This is a genomic window from Pseudomonas sp. RC10, from assembly GCF_038397775.1.
GTDB classification, from domain to species: domain Bacteria; phylum Pseudomonadota; class Gammaproteobacteria; order Pseudomonadales; family Pseudomonadaceae; genus Aquipseudomonas; species Aquipseudomonas bambusae.
Window position 1 is genome coordinate 6529387 of sequence record NZ_CP151650.1, and the last position, 16861, is coordinate 6546247.

General features: G+C 58.5%; 17 protein-coding genes and 1 tRNA gene. 12 read left to right on the top strand and 6 right to left on the bottom strand.

Translation table 11 applies throughout. The features are described from left to right. Positions 1-13 precede the first annotated feature (13 nt). The 5 genes from hisA to AAEO81_RS29265 all read right to left on the bottom strand — a co-directional run bounded on the left by hisA (position 14) and on the right by AAEO81_RS29265 (position 4295). Positions 14-751, bottom strand: coding sequence for a 1-(5-phosphoribosyl)-5-[(5-phosphoribosylamino)methylideneamino]imidazole-4-carboxamide isomerase (gene hisA / locus AAEO81_RS29245; RefSeq protein WP_341960627.1), 738 nt, complete (start codon positions 749-751; stop codon positions 14-16). 102 nt (positions 752-853) lie between these two features. After that, positions 854-1111 (bottom strand): DUF2164 domain-containing protein, encoded by a 258-nt coding sequence (locus AAEO81_RS29250; protein ID WP_341960628.1) that lies wholly within the window; start codon positions 1109-1111, stop codon positions 854-856. Next, a complete protein-coding gene (hisH, locus tag AAEO81_RS29255; protein ID WP_166594219.1) occupies positions 1111-1749 on the bottom strand; it encodes an imidazole glycerol phosphate synthase subunit HisH in 639 nt (212 codons plus the stop codon). The genes AAEO81_RS29250 and hisH overlap by 1 nt, the downstream gene beginning before the upstream one ends. Next, positions 1749-2342 (bottom strand): imidazoleglycerol-phosphate dehydratase HisB, encoded by a 594-nt coding sequence (hisB, locus tag AAEO81_RS29260; RefSeq protein ID WP_062379429.1) that lies wholly within the window; start codon positions 2340-2342, stop codon positions 1749-1751. The genes hisH and hisB overlap by 1 nt, the downstream gene beginning before the upstream one ends. Before the next feature lie 291 nt (positions 2343-2633). Continuing rightward, on the bottom strand, positions 2634-4295 hold the full coding sequence (locus AAEO81_RS29265; RefSeq protein ID WP_166594218.1) for an OFA family MFS transporter: 1662 nt from the start codon (positions 4293-4295) through the stop codon (positions 2634-2636). A 392-nt stretch (positions 4296-4687) separates the two neighbouring features. Here AAEO81_RS29265 and AAEO81_RS29270 point away from each other — a divergent pair, with 392 nt between their 5' ends. The 8 genes from AAEO81_RS29270 to AAEO81_RS29305 all read left to right on the top strand — a co-directional run bounded on the left by AAEO81_RS29270 (position 4688) and on the right by AAEO81_RS29305 (position 11869). After that, positions 4688-6922 (top strand): AsmA family protein, encoded by a 2235-nt coding sequence (locus AAEO81_RS29270; RefSeq protein ID WP_341960631.1) that lies wholly within the window; start codon positions 4688-4690, stop codon positions 6920-6922. A gap of 176 nt (positions 6923-7098) precedes the next feature. After that, positions 7099-8166, top strand: a complete 1068-nt coding sequence (mutY, locus tag AAEO81_RS29275) for an A/G-specific adenine glycosylase (protein WP_341960633.1) — start codon at positions 7099-7101, stop codon at positions 8164-8166. Then, a complete protein-coding gene (locus AAEO81_RS29280; protein ID WP_093465758.1) occupies positions 8163-8435 on the top strand; it encodes an oxidative damage protection protein in 273 nt (90 codons plus the stop codon). The genes mutY and AAEO81_RS29280 overlap by 4 nt, the downstream gene beginning before the upstream one ends. 102 nt (positions 8436-8537) lie before the next feature. Beyond that, a tRNA-Phe gene (locus AAEO81_RS29285) sits at positions 8538-8613 on the top strand. A 216-nt stretch (positions 8614-8829) separates the two neighbouring features. Next, entirely contained in the window at positions 8830-9372 is a 543-nt protein-coding gene (locus tag AAEO81_RS29290; RefSeq protein WP_341960636.1) for a hypothetical protein, read from the top strand. A 66-nt stretch (positions 9373-9438) separates the two neighbouring features. Further along, positions 9439-9930 (top strand): hypothetical protein, encoded by a 492-nt coding sequence (locus tag AAEO81_RS29295; protein ID WP_341960637.1) that lies wholly within the window; start codon positions 9439-9441, stop codon positions 9928-9930. A gap of 89 nt (positions 9931-10019) precedes the next feature. After that, on the top strand, positions 10020-10562 hold the full coding sequence (locus AAEO81_RS29300; protein WP_341960638.1) for a cytochrome b/b6 domain-containing protein: 543 nt from the start codon (positions 10020-10022) through the stop codon (positions 10560-10562). A gap of 152 nt (positions 10563-10714) precedes the next feature. Next, positions 10715-11869, top strand: coding sequence for a Fic family protein (locus AAEO81_RS29305; protein WP_341960639.1), 1155 nt, complete (start codon positions 10715-10717; stop codon positions 11867-11869). Between the two features lie 68 nt (positions 11870-11937). Here AAEO81_RS29305 and gabP read toward each other — a convergent pair whose 3' ends face one another. Continuing rightward, positions 11938-13329, bottom strand: coding sequence for a GABA permease (gene gabP / locus AAEO81_RS29310; protein ID WP_341960640.1), 1392 nt, complete (start codon positions 13327-13329; stop codon positions 11938-11940). Between the two features lie 421 nt (positions 13330-13750). On the opposite strand from gabP, the gene AAEO81_RS29315 reads away from it, so the two are divergent. The 4 genes from AAEO81_RS29315 to AAEO81_RS29330 all read left to right on the top strand — a co-directional run bounded on the left by AAEO81_RS29315 (position 13751) and on the right by AAEO81_RS29330 (position 16742). Further along, a complete protein-coding gene (locus AAEO81_RS29315) occupies positions 13751-14524 on the top strand; it encodes an ABC transporter ATP-binding protein (RefSeq protein ID WP_341960641.1) in 774 nt (257 codons plus the stop codon). Positions 14525-14537: 13 nt separating this feature from the next. Then, positions 14538-15296, top strand: coding sequence for an ABC transporter substrate-binding protein (locus tag AAEO81_RS29320; RefSeq protein WP_341960642.1), 759 nt, complete (start codon positions 14538-14540; stop codon positions 15294-15296). A 64-nt stretch (positions 15297-15360) separates the two neighbouring features. Continuing rightward, positions 15361-16056: an ABC transporter permease gene (locus tag AAEO81_RS29325; RefSeq protein ID WP_341960643.1), complete on the top strand. Its 696-nt coding sequence runs from the start codon at positions 15361-15363 to the stop codon at positions 16054-16056. Further along, positions 16053-16742 (top strand): ABC transporter permease, encoded by a 690-nt coding sequence (locus AAEO81_RS29330; RefSeq protein ID WP_341960644.1) that lies wholly within the window; start codon positions 16053-16055, stop codon positions 16740-16742. Before AAEO81_RS29325 ends, AAEO81_RS29330 begins: the two co-directional genes overlap by 4 nt. The last annotated feature ends 119 nt before the right edge of the window (positions 16743-16861 follow it).

Genomic DNA, 16861 nt, shown 5'->3' on the forward strand with positions numbered 1-16861 from the left:
AAGGCAGGTGCACTCAGGCCTTATAGGAATCGCAAAACGCCTGGGCTTCAGCCACGTCGAGCGTGCCTTCGTAGATCGCGCGGCCAGTAATGGCGCCGATGATCCCTGGTGCCCTGGCATCCAGCAGCGCCTTGATGTCGCCCAGGTTGTGAATGCCGCCTGATGCGATGACCGGGATTTTCGTGGCCGCGGCCAACGCTGCGGTAAACGGCACGTTGCAGCCCTGCATCATGCCGTCTTTGGCGATGTCGGTATAAACGATGGCCGAGACGCCGTCCGCTTCGAAACGCTTGGCCAGGTCGATCACCTGCACCGTGCTGACTTCGGCCCAGCCGTCAGTGGCGACGAAGCCGTCTTTGGCGTCCAGACCGACGATGACCTTGCCAGGGAACGCGCGGCAAGCCTCGGCGACGAACTCAGGCTCTTTGACGGCCTTGGTGCCGATGATCACGTAGCTCACGCCCGCCTTGACGTAATGCTCAATGGTTTCTAGCGAACGAATGCCGCCGCCGATCTGGATCGGCAGGGTCGGGTAGCGCTTGGCGATGGCCGTGACCACTTCGCCGTTGACCGGCTGGCCTTCGAACGCGCCATTCAGGTCGACCAGATGCAGACGGCGGCAGCCACCGTCGACCCACTTGGCAGCCATGCTGACAGGGTCATCGGAGAACACCGTGGAATCTTCCATGCGGCCTTGTCGCAGGCGCACACAAGCGCCGTCCTTAAGGTCGATAGCGGGAATGATCAGCATCTGCTTTTCCTCGTCAAAGCGCAGCGAGTTGCGAGCTATAAGCCGCAAGCAGGCGCGCATAAATCAGTCTTGCAGCTTGAAGCCTGACGCTTGTCACTGCCTTTAATTTTTTTCGAGCGACCACATGTCGCTTTCGAGGCTCTCAAAGCGCTCTTTCAACAGCGTCTGAGCATCGAAGATCGCTCGGTTGTAATAGTGCGGGGCAATTTCGCGGGTGAACAATTCAAGGATTTCAGCCGCTTCGAACGAACCCAGGTCCAGTTCGAAACGGTCTTCCATGAACCGCTTGATCGTGTGGCACGCCTCACTCTCCTGCTCGGGAGTGAGGGTCAGGATCGGCGGCTTGTTCTTTTTGCTCATTACCAGCGACCGTCCCACGCGGCGAAGTTCTGCAGCAATTGCAGGCCATGGGTGTGGCTTTTCTCCGGGTGGAACTGCACGGCGAAGCGCGAACCGTCTGCCAGCGCAGCAGCGAAGTCGTGACCGTAATGACCGCGGCCGACGATCTGCCGAGGGTTCGGCGACTCGATGTAATAGCTGTGCACGAAATAGAACCGCGCCATATCCGGAATGCTGTGCCACAGCGGGTGATCCACCGACTGCGCGACTTCGTTCCAGCCCATGTGCGGGACTTTCAGGTGTTGGCCGTCTTCGTGAAGGTCTTTGCCGAAGAAACGCACCTGGCCGGGGAACACGCCAATGCAGTCCACGCCGTCGTTCTCTTCACTGCGATCCATCAACGCCTGCATGCCGACGCAGATGCCGAGAAACGGACGATCCTGGCTCACTTCACGTACCAGCGCATCGAAACCCAGACGACGGATTTCAGCCATGCAGTCGCGAATTGCGCCCACACCGGGGAAGACAATGCGGTCGGCTTCGCGAATGACGTCAGCGTCGCTGGTAATCAACACACGGCCGGCGCCGACGTGTTCGAGGGCCTTGGCCACCGAGTGCAGATTGCCCATGCCATAGTCGATAACGGCAACGGTCTGCATTACAGCACGCCCTTGGTCGAAGGCATTTGTCCGGCCATGCGATCGTCCAGCTCAACGGCCATGCGCAGCGCGCGACCGAACGCCTTGAACACGGTTTCGATCTGGTGGTGGGTGTTGTGGCCACGCAGGTTGTCGATGTGCAGAGTGACGTTGGCGTGGTTGACGAAGCCCTGGAAGAACTCCTGGAACAGGTCCACGTCGAAGCCGCCGACCGTTGCGCGGGTGTACGGCACGTGCATCTGCAGGCCGGGACGACCCGAGAAATCGATGACCACGCGGGACAGCGCTTCGTCCAGCGGGACATAGGCGTGGCCGTAGCGACGGATGCCTTTTTTGTCGCCAATGGCTTTGCTGAAGGCCTGACCCAGGGTGATACCGACGTCTTCCACGGTGTGGTGGTCGTCGATATGCAGGTCGCCCTTGCTTTCGATATCCAGATCGATCAACCCGTGACGGGCGATCTGGTCGAGCATGTGTTCAAGAAAAGGAACGCCGATATCGAATCGGGCCTTTCCGGTGCCATCCAGGTTGATCGAGGCTTTGATCTGAGTTTCCAGGGTGTCGCGCTCGACGAACGCCTTACGTTCGGCCATCACCAGCTCCGCAAAATCATTGGGCGAAAAGGCGAACATTATAGGCGTGTGGCGGGGAAACAGAAACACGAGACGTGTGATGGTAGACGGGATGACGCAGATAGACATGTCTGTACAAATTACCTGTAGGAGTGAGCTTGCTCGCGATAGAACTCTTGTCCTCAACAACATTGTCGACTATCAGAACGCTATCGCGAGCAAGCTCACTCCTACAGTTACAGCCCCAGTCTGATGACAATCGGACCGGTTCGGTGCCAGCCTGGGAGGCCCAAGGCTGACCCCGACAGCCGCTTAGTGAAACAACACCGCCGTCTTCTGCAAGGTGATCCACACGCCCCACGCCAGCGGAATGCCGACTGCCAGCCAGGCCAGAATCGCCAGAGGCTTGGTGCCTGCGTCCGCTTTCCACTCCAGCGAAGTGGTGTGGTCGGCGCCTGCATCGTGACCAATCGCCTGCTCGGCCTTCAGTTCTTCTTCAGTCATGAAGTACTTGTCGGCCACCGGACGCACGAGCATGTTGCAGATGAAACCCAGCACCAACAGACCTGCGAGGATGTACAGGGTGATGTCGTAGGCGTCGGCACGGGCTACACCGTGGCTCAGCTGATACTCACGCAAGTAGTTCACAAGCACCGGGCCCAACACACCAGCGGCGGCCCACGCGGTCAGCAGACGACCATGGATCGCACCTACCATCTGCGTGCCGAACAGGTCGGCCAGGTAAGCCGGAACGGTCGCAAAGCCGCCGCCGTACATCGACAGCACGACGCAGAATGCCGCCACGAACAGCGCAACACTGCCCAGGTGACCCAGGGTCGGCACCGACGCGTAAAGCAGGAAGCCCAGTGCGAAGAACACAAAGTAGGTGGCTTTACGGCCGATGTAGTCGGAGAACGAGGCCCAGAAGAAGCGACCGCCGATGTTGAACAGGCTCAGCAGACCGGTGAAGCCCGCTGCGATGGCCGCGATGGCCGCCAGTTGCGAAGCGTCCAGTTGCGAGAAGCCTTGATCGGTGCCCAGCAACTTGCCGCCGAACACTTCCTGCAGCAGTGGCGAGGCCATGCCGAGGATGCCGATGCCCGCCGAAACGTTCAGGCACAGCACCAGCCATACCAGACGGAATTGCGGGGTTTTCCACGCCACGCTGACGTGCACGTGACGGTTGGTGATCATCGCGCTGTTGGTTTTCTTCGCTGGCGCTGTCCAGCCTTCAGGTTTCCAGCCGGTTGGCGGAACGCGATAGGACAGTGCACCGCCGATCATGAAGATGAAGTAAATCACCGCCATGGCCACGAAGCTTTGCCATACGCCGACACTGTCAGGCGTTGCGAAGTGGCTCATCAGCGCGGTCGCCAGTGGAGCACCCACCATCGCACCGCCGCCGAAGCCCATGATCGCCATGCCAGTGGCCATGCCGCGTTTGTCCGGGAACCACTTGATCAGGGTCGAAACCGGTGAAATGTAGCCCAGGCCCAGACCGATACCGCCGATCACGCCCGAACCGATCCACATCAGCCAGATCTGGTGGGTGTAGACACCCAGCGCCGAGATCAACAGACCGCCACACCAGCACAGGGCCGAAACGACACCTGCCTTGCGTGGACCTGCGTGCTCCAGCCAGCCACCCCAGATGGCGGCCGAGCAGCCCAGGAAGATGAAGAACAGGGTGTAGATCCAGCCGAGCATCGAGATCGGCCAGTCACAGGCGGACGAGAAAATTTGCTGAAAGAAGCCCATGTCTGCCGGGCAGGCCACGGCGGTCTTGATCCCGATGGCTTTGGACAGCGGCAACCAGAATACGGAGAACCCGTATGCCATGCCGATACACAGGTGAATGGCCAATGCAGCTGGCGGAACCAGCCAACGGTTGAAGCCACGCTTGGCGATAATGCGCTCTTTGGACAAGAACGCAGGCTGAGCGGCAACGCCACCCAGAGCAGTACTCGTAGTCATTATTTTTTTGCCCCTATTTTGTAGTTATGCCACGCAAGAACAGCGACATCGTTCCACCACCCCTCTTAACGCACGCAAGCATTGGGGGTTTTAGAAGTGGAAAGTCTCAGTACGTGGCAATTCGACGCAGCATGTGCCACGAACGCGCTGAGATTAACATTTGCTGCATCAGATAAAGCATTCTGCTATTACCTTTTTTATGCCGTCTGTCACTGCACGAACGCGACGTGCACACTGTGAAGAATGTCCCCGAATGGGCACGACTTCTTGCTGTCCCAGTGCTGCTTACATTTGTCCGGGTAGCGTGCAAGGCCGATCGCAGCCCGGCACCTGCGTGAGAACGCTATACTCGCGGGCTAAATTTTGAACGATTCGATTACAAGGACTCGCCCATGAAAGCGTTCGGCAAAATCCTGGGACTTTTCATTCTCGGGCTGTTGCTGATCATCGTGGCTCTCGGCTTTGCCTTGACCCATCTGTTTGATCCCAACGATTACAAAGACGAGATTCGTAAACTGGTTCGCGACCGGGCCCATGTCGAACTGACCCTCAATGGCGATATCGGCTGGAGCCTCTTCCCGTGGCTTGGCCTTGAACTGCACGACGCCAGCATCGCGACGCTGACCGAGCCGACCAAACCGTTCGCCGACCTGCAAATGCTCGGCCTTTCGGTGCGCGTGCTGCCGCTGCTGCGCAAGGAAGTGCAGATGAGCGACGTGCGCGTCGAAGGCCTGAACCTGATGCTGACCCGCGACGAAAGCGGGCATGGAAACTGGGAAGACATTGGCAAGGCCCCTGCAAAGGCCGCGAATCCTGCTCAGCCCCCGGCGGCCACCCAGCCTTCCAGCGAACCCGCCCCGGCGTCCGCACAGTCGGAAAAAACCTGGCAACCGCTCAAGCTGGACATCGACAGCCTGACCGTGAACAACGCCCGCATCGATTTCAATGACATGCAGAAGGCCCGGCAATTCACCGCCGAGAGCATCCAACTGAGCACTGGCCCGATTCACAATGCGACCGACATTCCGGTCAAGCTGACCGCGTTCCTGAGCACCAATCAGCCCGTCTTGCGCACCAAGACCGAATTGACCGGCAAAGTCCGTTTCGACCGCGCCCTCAAGCGCTACCAGCTCGACGACATGCGTTTCTCGGGCGAAGCGGCGGGCGATCCATTGCAGGGCAAGACGCTGACGTTCTCCGCTCAAGGCCAACTGCTGGCTGACATGTCGGCCAACGTTGCCGAATGGACCAATCTCAAGCTGTCGGCCAACCAACTGCGAGCGCTCGGCGAGCTGCACGTGCGCGACCTGGACAAGGCGCCCCAGCTGAGCGGCGGCATTTCCATCGCCCAATTCAACCTGCGCGAATTCCTCGACAGCGTCGGCCAGACCGCGCCCACACTGGGTGAAAATAGCCTGACGCGGCTGGAAATGGTCAGCCGCATCGCCGCGACGCAGACCAGCGTTTCGCTGGATGATCTGACCTTGAAGGTTGACGACAGCACCTTCACCGGCCACGTCGCGGTAGACGATTTCGCCAAACAAGCCCTGCGCCTGCAACTCAAGGCCGACACCTTCGACGCCGACCGCTATCGTCCGCCGCAAAGCGATCAGGCCAAGGCTGCCGGCGCTGCGCGCAAGTCCGAAGTCCAGAGTGGCGAAGCTGACGCCATGATCGCTTCGGGTACGTCGCCACTGCCAAACCAGCCAACTCAAGGCGCCTGGAGCGATGCGCGACTGCTGCCGCTTGAACGCATGCGCACGCTCGACGTCGATGCCGACCTGAGCTTCGGCAAGCTGACGGTTGAAAAACTGGCGATTCAAAATGCAGCGTTGAAAACCTCGGCACTCGACGGCGTGGTCAAGCTCGACAGCCTGCGCGGCGATCTCTACAACGGCAATTTCGAGGTCAAAGGCAATCTGGATGTGCGTCCGGAAGTGCCGCTGGCCAGCGTGCAGACACGTATCGCCCGCGTACCGGTCGAGCGTTTCATCCAGAGTCAAGGCACCACGCCGCCGCTGCGTGGCTTGCTGACGCTGAACAGCGACGTCACCGCCAAAGGCAATAGCCAGAAAGCGCTGGTCGAAAGCCTTAACGGCACGGCCAATTTCGCACTGAACGACGGTGTGCTGGTCAACGCCAACCTTGAGCAACAGCTGTGTCGCGGAATTTCGGTGCTGAACCGCAAAACGCTGAGCGGCGATCCGCGCGGCAAGGACACCCCGTTCCAGCAGCTCAACGGCAACCTGGTGTTCCGCAACGGCGTGGCCAGCAACCCGGACCTGAAAGTCCGCACGCCGGGCCTGACGGTCAACGGCGACGGCGACATCGACCTGCGCGTGCTGGGCATGAACTACCGCGTCGGTGTGATCATCGAAGGCGACAAGAGCGACATGCCGGACCCGGCCTGCGAAGTGAACCCGCGCTTCGTCGGCATCGAATGGCCAATTCTCTGCCGCGGCCCGCTGGAACTGGGCGCCAAGGCCTGCCGCCTCGATAACGATGGCTTGGGCAAGGTCGCCGCCAAACTGGCGACCGACCGGATCGGCGACAAGATCGATGAAAAGCTGGGGGACAAGGTCAGTCCCGAGCTCAAGGATGCCATCAAGGGATTGTTCAAGCGCTGAGGGTTTTGCCGCCGATCGCAAAGGGCGGCATTTCAAGAATCCGTAGGAGCCGGCTTGCTGGCGAAAGCGGTGTGTCAGCGACCTGATTCGGTACAGGCACACCGTATTCGCCAGCAAGCCGGCTCCTACAATTTCGCGGCCCACAACCCTAATATTTTTCGAACCCCGGAACCACGATGCAACCCGAGCAGTTCTCCTCCGCCGTCCTCGACTGGTATGACCGTCACGGCCGCCACGACCTTCCCTGGCAACACGACATCACCCCCTATCGCGTCTGGGTGTCGGAAATCATGCTGCAACAGACGCAGGTCAGTACCGTGCTCGGCTATTTCGACCGGTTCATGGAAGCGCTGCCCACCGTTCAGGCCTTGGCCGACGCGCCGGAAGACGAAGTGCTGCACCTGTGGACCGGACTCGGTTACTACACCCGGGCCCGCAATCTGCAAAAGGCCGCCAAAATCGTCGTCGCTCAGCATGGCGGCGAATTCCCCCGCGACGTTGAACAGCTCACCGAACTGCCGGGCATCGGTCTATCCACCGCAGGCGCGATCGCCAGCATCAGCATGGGCCTGCGCGCGCCGATCCTCGATGGCAACGTCAAACGCGTTCTGGCGCGCTTTACGGCGCAGGAAGGCTATCCGGGCGAACCCAAGGTCGCCAAACAGATGTGGACGACTGCAGAGCGCTTCACGCCCCATAGCCGCGTCAACCACTACACTCAAGCGATGATGGACTTGGGCGCGACCCTCTGCACCCGTAGCAAACCCAGCTGCCTGCTCTGTCCGCTGGAGCGTGGGTGCGAAGCGCACATGCTCGGACAGGAGACGCGGTACCCGATCCCGAAACCGCGTAAGACCGTTCCGCAGAAACGCACCTTGATGCCCATCTTCGCCAACCGCGACGGCGAGATTCTGCTCTACCGCCGCCCTTCGACTGGATTGTGGGGTGGGCTGTGGAGCCTGCCGGAGCTGGACGCCTTCGATGACATGCGGCATCTGGCCGATCAACATTCGCTGGAGATGGGTGAACATCAGGCGCTTCCCGGGCTGGTCCACACCTTCAGTCACTTTCAGTTGACCATCGAACCCTGGTTGGTCCGGGTCGAGGAGTCCGCCCATCACGTGGCCGAGGACGACTGGCTCTGGTATAACCTCGCCACCCCGCCGCGCCTGGGCCTCGCCGCCCCGGTGAAAAAGCTGCTGAAGCATGCAGCCGACGTTTTGAATGCAGGAGAGTCGTCATGACCCGCACCGTAATGTGCCGCAAATACAAAGAAGAACTGCCAGGCCTTGAGCGCCCGCCGTACCCCGGCGCCAAAGGCGAGGACATCTACAACAACGTCTCGCAGAAAGCCTGGGCCGACTGGCAGAAACACCAGACCCTGCTCATCAACGAGCGTCGTTTGAACATGATGAACGCCGAAGACCGCAAATTCCTCCAGACCGAGATGGACAAGTACCTCTCGGGCGAAGAGTACGCCAAGGCCGAAGGCTACGTTCCACCGTCCGAATAACCCTTTGCAGACGGTGTTCGTCGTAAGCGGAGGAAATAATTCAAATTTTTTTCAACAACACGCTTGACGACCTCCTGAAAAACACGTCTAATGCGCCCCGTTGCCCAGATAGCTCAGTCGGTAGAGCAGGGGATTGAAAATCCCCGTGTCGGCGGTTCGATTCCGTCTCTGGGCACCACTAATACCGAAAAACCCCTGCATCGAAAGATTCAGGGGTTTTTTATTGGGCGCGATTTACTAACATGGCAACCCTGACGCTAAGCGAAGGAGAACCATCGTGCCATCCGCTCAAAAGCAGCAGAAACGCGCCAAGCGTGCGAAGGACAAAGCTAAACAGGCTCGCGTTGCACGCCAGAGTCCTCAGACGCTTGATCCAATCGTTCCGGACTATTTCATGCCCGACCTCCTCCCTGAGGAGTTTGACGAGAAAGACATCGACGATGATCTTCTCCTGAGGGCCTACGTTGAGCCTGAACTCCTGGAGACCATGGACGACGAAGAACGAGAAGCCATGGTCGCGCTACTCAAAGACGACTCGGAAGTGACAATCACCGAAGACGAGTTGCTGCTCCTGGATATTTTCGAGGCTCCAGCGCCCGAGCCCACCGAAGAACAACGTCTGGACCACTTTGCAGCGCTCAAGCTGGCCGAGGAAGACGGTCTCCACGCCCTTCTGCTGACGTTCGCACGAGGCCCTGTCGCTGCACATGCGTTGTACAACATAGATTTCAACCACTACGGCGACATCCTGCAGAACACCATCGGCAGCTACCTTGGATGGGCGCATGGTCTGGATGAGCCAACCGTTCGCACCCGCATAGACAGCGACGACTTCCGCGAGGCCTTACGCGACGCGTACAGCGAAATCGAGGGAGAAATGATCATTCAGCAATACACAAGAGGCGGCAGGAAACAGGACGAATCCGCTCAAGACTGAATACAATGTGCGCCCGCTCATTCCGGGCCATGAAAATGGCTGTACCGCATAAAGGAAATCGCCTCCATGGCCTCTCCAGATAAACAGCAAAAACGCGCCCAACGGGCCAAAGCCAAGGCCAAGCAGAACCGTTCGGGCAAAGGTAAGCCGAGCCCGGTGCATCCGGTGCTGAACCACGCGATCGTCAATGAGCCATTCGATGATGTGACGATTGACCTGAGCACGTTCGACTTCAAGGACATCATGGAAAACGGCTTCGAGCCTGCCGACTACGATGACCTGTTCCAGGCCATGAAAGCCGCCGAGTCGATCAGCCTGCTGGCGATGTGCGTTGTGTTCCTGCAATACCCGGTGCTGGAATTGGTGGTTGCGGAGGAAGAGGAAGACCCGGCCACTGACTTCCTCATGGCGTTGCTGATCGTCTATCGCGGCATCTTTCATGACGAAGAGGAAGACGTGACCGTCGAGTGGCTGGGCAGCGATACCTTCCAGGATGCCTACAATCAGGCGTCGGACATCCTGACCATGAAGAACTCGCGAGACGCGGGTCGCCGGTGACACACGCGCTTTAATTTGCATGACACCGATCAAGACGGTAGCGTTGCGCCCTCACGAGAATGCAACTCCTTCTCAATAAGGCTGCGGTTTTGAAACACCCTCACTCCCCCTCTTCTGTGCTTACAGCGGTAGAAGCGACTGCTTACACCAAGCCCCGAATTTTCCTGCACTGGCTGTCCGCCGCCATTATCCTCTGGGCAACATTCAGTGGCTTCGGCGTCGCGCTGCTGGACACGAATGATCCGTTCCGCCAATGGGTCGAATCGTTCAATCCGCAGATCACCAGTCTGTTCATCCCGTTCTTCGCCTGGCGTCTGTGGCTAGCCATCAAGGCTGATCCCCCTTGCACGCGCACCTCAGTGCACGAACGCTTCGCCTCGATGGCGCACATGGCGATTTACGCCGCGGTTTCAGGTGTGCTGATCACCGGCGTGCTGATGATGAGCCACCCGGTCACGCTCATGGCGGTTGTAACGCTGCCACAGCTGATTCACTCAAAGATCGCGTTGCTGGAACTGCACGAGTTGCATCACGTCTTGTGCGCGATTTTGGCGGGGTTGGTGGCGTTGCATCTGACGGCGGTCGTGCTGCATCAGGTGCGGGGGAAATCGGTGTTGGGGAGGATGCGTTGAAGCCATCCCACATAATTTGTCCCAAAATTACACTTAGCCCATTGCCTGATTTAAGATAAATTTTTTCAGGCCCTGACCAGGGCCCCTTTAAGAAGGGAGTTTCACCAGCTTTTTTATAGATATTAAAATCCCACCCTTGAGATATTTTTCGCATGCCAGCGTTTTCTCACTACGACCTCAACTTGCTGAATCCCACATTTGACTCAGAGTTGGTAGACGTCCTGAGCGAGCTTGAGCACCTGCGCAGGCTCAGACTGGAAGGCGATACCCCTGCCCCTGTGTTCTTCCAACTCAAATCCATATTTCATACATTGGAAAGCTTGGGCTCCGCACGGATCGAAGGCAACCACACCACCCTGGCCGACTACATCGACAGCAAAGTGGATGGGAAAGCCGAGGAGACCGATCAACTTCGTGAAGTCGCCAACATCGAAAAGGCCATGGACTACATTGAAGAGCGAATGAGGCCCGGTACCTCATTGACCGAACACTTCATCCGCGAACTTCATGCGATGACTGTCCATGACCTCGATCGCGAAGGGGATAAGACTCCTGGCGCCTACCGACAAACCCAAGTGCGTATCTCCCAGTCGGAACACCTACCTCCCGATGCCATGCAAGTCCCTGGCTACATGCAGGAATTGGTGGATTTCGTGAATCGGGAAGACTCTCCAAAATATGACCTGATGAAAGTGGCACTGGCTCATCACCGATTTGGCTGGATACACCCTTTTGGCAATGGCAACGGGCGAGTCGTGCGCCTCATTACCTACGCTCTGATGATGAAGTACGGCTTCAACGTCAGCACAGGTGGACGGGTTCTCAACCCTACGGCCGTTTTCTGCAATGACCGCGACCGCTATTACGCAATGCTTACTACCGCAGACTTAGGCACCGGCCAAGGGCTTGAGGCTTGGTGCACTTACGTCTTGGAAGGTGTCCGGGATGAGCTCAAGAAAGTGGACTTGCTCACTCGATACGAATACTTGACCCAATCGATTTTGACACCGGCCATCGCTTTCGCCCGCCAAAGACAGTGGATCACCAATACTGAAGAGGCGGTTCTTGCGTTGGCCGTCAAATCCAAAGTGGTGAAATCCGCAGACCTCGCAAGCGTTTTACCAGGGCTTAAAAGCCCCCAACGTACGTACCTGATACGCAAGCTGGTTGATCAAGGCATGCTCCTTCCCATCAATGAGGGAGCTCGCCAGTACACCATCGGATTCTCGAACAATTACCTGATTCGGGGAGTGATCAAAGCACTTCGCGAAGAGGGATTCATTCCCGCCCCCTTAGAAAACCCCTAAAAAAACGGCCACTCTCACTCCTGAGAGCAGCCGCTTTTTCTCACTGGCAACGCCAGCTCAATCACTCATCAATTCAGCACAACTTTCCCGGCCTTGCTGGCTTTGCGGCGGCTCGACACGATCAAACCCGCTGCGACGACCAGAATGCTCAGCAAGCCGGTGGCGATGATTTCCATGCGGTGGCCTTCCTGGAACAGCATGATGGTCAGGACTGCGACGATGAACACGATGACCGCCCAGGTCAGACCCGGGAACAGCCACATGCGGAAGTCGATGGCCTGGCCTTCTGCTTCGCGCTTACGGCGCATGCGCAGTTGCGAGACGGCGATCACAAGGTACACCAGCAGCGCGATGGCGCCGGAGCTGGCGAGCAGGAAGTCGAACACGGCAGCCGGTGCGACGTAGTTGGCGAACACGGCAACGAAAGCCGCGGCGGTCGACAGCAGCACGGCCCAGTACGGGGTGCCGGCTTTGCTGGTGCGTTGCGAAACGGCTGGCGCGTCGCCGCGCTTGCCCAAGGAGAAGAGCATGCGCGAAGCGGTGTACAGCGCCGAGTTGAGGCAGCTGGTGACAGCAACCAGAACGACCAGGTCTACGATCAGCTTGGCGTTCGGGATGCCCATCAGGTCGAGCACCGTCTGGTAGGAACCGACTTCAGCCAGACGGCTGTCATTCCACGGCACCAATGCGACGACCAGGAAGATCGACACGAGGTAGAACAGGCAAATCCGCCAGATCACCGAGTTGGTGGCCTTGGTGATTTGCTGGCCCGGATTCTTCGATTCCGCCGCCGCGATGGTGACGATTTCGGTGCCCATGAACGAGAACATGGTGGTCAGCATGGCGGCCAACACGGCACCCATGCCGTTTGGCAGGAAACCGTTGGTGTCCCACAGATGGCTGACGCCGCTGACCTGGCTGCTTGGCAGCAGACCGAACATGGCCGCAATGCCCAGAATCACGAAGCCGATGATCGCCAAGACCTTGATCAGCGCGAACCAGAACTCGAATTCACCGTAGTTCTTGACGCTGAACAGGTTGGTCGCAGTCAGCACCAGCGTGATGACCAGGGTGAAAGCCCAGATCGCGATGTTCGGGAACCACGCGTGAAGGATGGTCGCCGCAGCGTTGGCTTCCAACGGAATCACCAACACCCAGAACCACCAGTAGAGCCAGCCGATGGTGAAACCTGCCCAGTGACCGATCGCACGGTCTGCGTAGGTCGAAAACGAACCGGTGTCCGGCGAAGCCACTGCCATTTCGGCCAACATGCGCATCACGAGAACCACCAGCGTACCGGCTGCAGCGTAGGCCAGCAGAACCGCTGGACCCGCTTCGGCAATGGCGTGACCAGAACCGACGAAGAGACCCGCACCGATCACACCTGCAATGGAAAGCATGGTGATGTGACGCGGTTTGAGCCCCTGATCGAGGTTTGAAGAATTTGGGGTACTGCTCATGTAAGCAACCTTCAAGAATTTTTATACGGATCAGAGCGATTTGCGACCCTTCGTAAAAAGATCACAACAGCACTGTTATTTATTTTTTACGCAAGAATTACGCCAAGATATTTCAAAAGCGACGTCGTGCGCGGATATGCCCGTTGCAGAGGCGTTTGATAAGTGCCTGAGACGAATAGCGTTTTGCCATTTCTGTAGGAAACGTTACCAACCGCAACAGGATAGAGACGTTTTGTCGCACCGAAAATACACACTTGGCGACATAAAGCACCAAATTGGCGCAAGCCTACCCGCTCCCGACACTCCATCTGGCCGAAATACCCTTCCCCACGGCGTTTAAAGCTGGCACCATCGCGCCCTTTTTGCGCAGGGCCAGCTCGTTTGCCGTGCGCCATCAGTACCGAACACACGAGGTTTCAACATGGCCCAGGCAACGCCCGCCTTGGAAGTTCGCGATTTGCATAAACGCTACGATCAGCTTGAGGTGCTCAAGGGCATCTCGCTGACTGCACGGGACGGCGACGTGATTTCAATTCTGGGCTCGTCCGGTTCTGGCAAGTCGACGCTGCTGCGCTGCATCAACCTGCTCGAAAACCCGCACAAAGGTGAAATCCTCGTCGCGGGCGAAGCCCTCAAACTCAAAGCTTCGCGCACGGGTGAACTGATCGCTGCCGACACTCGTCAGATCAATCGCCTGCGCAGCGAGATTGGCTTCGTATTTCAGAACTTCAATCTGTGGCCGCACATGACCGTACTCGATAACATCATCGAGGCGCCGCGCCGGGTTTTGGGGCAAACGAAGGCCGAGGCGATCGAAGTGGCAGAAGCGTTGCTCGCCAAAGTGGGCATCGCGGATAAACGTCGTGTGTACCCGGCACAACTGTCGGGCGGCCAGCAGCAAAGAGCGGCCATCGCCCGTACGCTGGCCATGCAACCCAAGGTGATTCTGTTCGACGAGCCAACCTCTGCGCTGGACCCCGAGATGGTGCAGGAAGTGCTCAGTGTGATTCGTGGCCTGGCCGAAGAAGGCCGGACCATGTTGATGGTGACTCACGAAATGAATTTCGCCCGGCAGGTGTCCAGTGAAGTGGTCTTCCTGCACCAGGGGCGCGTGGAAGAACAAGGATCGCCGCAGCAGGTCTTCGATGACCCGCAGTCGGCTCGCTGCAAACAATTCATGTCCAGCAATCGCTAACGGAGCAACATCGATGCAGACCCTGAAAAACATTCTGGTGGCCGCTCTTCTGGTCGTCGCCTCCAGTGCCGTTGCTGCCGACACCCTGAAAATGGGCATCGAGGGCGCATACCCCCCGTTCAACAACAAGGACGCAAGCGGCCAGGTCGTGGGCTTCGACGTCGAAATCGGCAACGCCCTGTGCGCCAAGATGAAAGTCACCTGCGAAGTCGTCACCTCGGATTGGGATGGCATCATCCCGGCGCTGAACGCTCAGAAATTCGATTTCATCATCTCGTCGATGTCGATCACGGAAGAGCGCAGGCAGGCCGTGGATTTCACGAACCCGTACTACTCGAACAAACTGCAATTCATCGCGCCAAAAGCCACCAACCTGACCGGCGACACGGCTGCGATCAAGGAAGCCCTGAAAGGCAAGACCATCGGCGCTCAGCGCGCGACCTTGTCTGGCACCTGGCTGGAAGACAACTGGGGCGACGACGTGACCGTCAAGCTCTACGACTCGCAGGAAAACGCCTTTCTCGACCTCACTTCCGGTCGCGTGGATGCCCTGCTGGGCGACAAATACGCCAGCTATGAGTGGCTGAAGAGCGACGCGGGCAAGAACTTCGAATTCAAGGGCGAGCCGATGTTTGGCGAAGACAAGATCGGTATTGCCGTGCGCAAGGATGATCCGCTGCGCGACAAGCTGAACACGGCCTTGAAAGAAATCATCGAAGACGGCACCTACAAAAAGATCAACGACAAGTATTTCCCGTTCAGCATCCTCTGACCCGCCTGACCAGCATCGCCGCACTCACCCTGCGGCGGTGCCGATCCGTTAACCAAGCAAAGCCATGAACTTCGATCTCCAAGGATTCGGCCCGGCCCTGGCGGCTGGCATGCTGATGACGATTCAACTCGCGCTGTCCGCCCTATGCCTGGGCCTCATCCTGGGACTGCTCGGCGCCCTCGCCAAAACCTCGCCCAACCGTATTCTGCAATGGATCGGCGGAACGTATTCGACGCTAGTGCGCGGCATTCCCGAACTGCTGTGGGTGCTGCTGATCTACTTCGGCACCGTGAGTTCGATGCGCGCCGTCGGGCATGCGTTCGGCATCCCCAACCTGTCGCTCAGCGCCTTCGCGGCAGGCGTCATCGCTCTGGGCCTGTGCTTCGGCGCATACGCGACTGAGGTGTTTCGCGGCGCCATGCTGTCGATCCCGAAAGGGCATCGCGAGGCAGGGCTGGCGTTGGGCATGTCCCGGTCGCGCATCTTCATCAAACTGGTCATGCCGCAGATGTGGCGCATCGCACTGCCAGGCTTGGGCAACCTGTTCATGATCCTGATGAAGGATACGGCGCTGGTATCGGTGATCGGGCTTGAAGAAGTCATGCGACACGCGCAGATCGCCGTCACGACTACCAAACAGCCGTTCACCTTCTATATGGTCGCGGCGTTTATGTACCTGGGCATGACAGCGATGTCGATGATCGGCCTTGCGTGGCTGGAACGTCGGGCATCGGTGGGTTTTGTGAGGAGCGCGTCATGAGTTGGGAGTTCGTCCTCAAGTGGCTGCCCAAATTGCTGCAAGGGGCAACGCTGACACTGGAATTGGTCGCCATCGCCGTTGTGGCGGGGCTGATCCTGGCGATCCCAATGGGCATCGCTCGGGCCTCACGAAACGCGTATGTCCGCGCCCTGCCCTACGCCTACATCTTCTTCTTTCGCGGCACTCCGCTACTCGTCCAACTGTTTCTCGTCTATTACGGCCTCGCCCAGTTCGAAGCCGTGACGCAAAGCGTTTTTTGGCCATATCTGCGTGAACCGTTTTTCTGCGCAGCGCTGACCATGACACTGCACACCACTGCATACATCGCCGAGATTCTGCGCGGCGCGATCCAGGCCGTGCCGCCCGGCGAGATCGAGGCCGCTCGTGCATTGGGCATGTCCAAGGGCAAGGCCCTGCTCTATATCATCCTGCCTCGCGCAGCCCGTATCGGCCTGCCCGCTTACAGCAACGAAGTCATTCTGATGCTCAAAGCCAGCGCCCTCGCCAGTACGGTGACCTTACTCGACATTACCGGGATGGCCCGCACAATCAATGCACGGACATATATGCCAGAGCAGACATTCTTCATTGCGGGCGTGATCTATCTGGTGATGTCGTTCGTTCTGGTGCAGGGCTTCAAACTGCTGGAGCGTTATCTGCGGGTGGATGCGAGCCAAGGACGGTAAGCGAGGTTCGACAACGTTTCTGGTTCACACCGCCCAAAACTGTAGGAGCGAATTTATTCGCGATGCGAGGGTGCATCCGGTACATCCCTATCGGATGTACCGGCGATTCGCGAATGAAT

What these genes read in the sequence shown, in the direction of transcription:
- AAEO81_RS29295 (WP_341960637.1), top strand. Translation starts at nt 9,439, where the DNA reads ATGGCCTCTCCAGATAAACAGCAAAAACGCGCCCAACGGGCCAAAGCC.
- hisB (WP_062379429.1), bottom strand. Translation starts at nt 2,342, where the DNA reads ATGGCCGAACGTAAGGCGTTCGTCGAGCGCGACACCCTGGAAACTCAG.
- mutY (WP_341960633.1), top strand. Translation starts at nt 7,099, where the DNA reads ATGCAACCCGAGCAGTTCTCCTCCGCCGTCCTCGACTGGTATGACCGT.
- AAEO81_RS29305 (WP_341960639.1), top strand. Translation starts at nt 10,715, where the DNA reads ATGCCAGCGTTTTCTCACTACGACCTCAACTTGCTGAATCCCACATTT.
- AAEO81_RS29280 (WP_093465758.1), top strand. Translation starts at nt 8,163, where the DNA reads ATGACCCGCACCGTAATGTGCCGCAAATACAAAGAAGAACTGCCAGGC.
- gabP (WP_341960640.1), bottom strand. Translation starts at nt 13,329, where the DNA reads ATGAGCAGTACCCCAAATTCTTCAAACCTCGATCAGGGGCTCAAACCG.
- AAEO81_RS29270 (WP_341960631.1), top strand. Translation starts at nt 4,688, where the DNA reads ATGAAAGCGTTCGGCAAAATCCTGGGACTTTTCATTCTCGGGCTGTTG.
- AAEO81_RS29320 (WP_341960642.1), top strand. Translation starts at nt 14,538, where the DNA reads ATGCAGACCCTGAAAAACATTCTGGTGGCCGCTCTTCTGGTCGTCGCC.
- AAEO81_RS29330 (WP_341960644.1), top strand. Translation starts at nt 16,053, where the DNA reads ATGAGTTGGGAGTTCGTCCTCAAGTGGCTGCCCAAATTGCTGCAAGGG.
- AAEO81_RS29290 (WP_341960636.1), top strand. Translation starts at nt 8,830, where the DNA reads ATGCCCGACCTCCTCCCTGAGGAGTTTGACGAGAAAGACATCGACGAT.
- AAEO81_RS29250 (WP_341960628.1), bottom strand. Translation starts at nt 1,111, where the DNA reads ATGAGCAAAAAGAACAAGCCGCCGATCCTGACCCTCACTCCCGAGCAG.
- AAEO81_RS29315 (WP_341960641.1), top strand. Translation starts at nt 13,751, where the DNA reads ATGGCCCAGGCAACGCCCGCCTTGGAAGTTCGCGATTTGCATAAACGC.
- hisA (WP_341960627.1), bottom strand. Translation starts at nt 751, where the DNA reads ATGCTGATCATTCCCGCTATCGACCTTAAGGACGGCGCTTGTGTGCGC.
- AAEO81_RS29325 (WP_341960643.1), top strand. Translation starts at nt 15,361, where the DNA reads ATGAACTTCGATCTCCAAGGATTCGGCCCGGCCCTGGCGGCTGGCATG.
- AAEO81_RS29265 (WP_166594218.1), bottom strand. Translation starts at nt 4,295, where the DNA reads ATGACTACGAGTACTGCTCTGGGTGGCGTTGCCGCTCAGCCTGCGTTC.
- hisH (WP_166594219.1), bottom strand. Translation starts at nt 1,749, where the DNA reads ATGCAGACCGTTGCCGTTATCGACTATGGCATGGGCAATCTGCACTCG.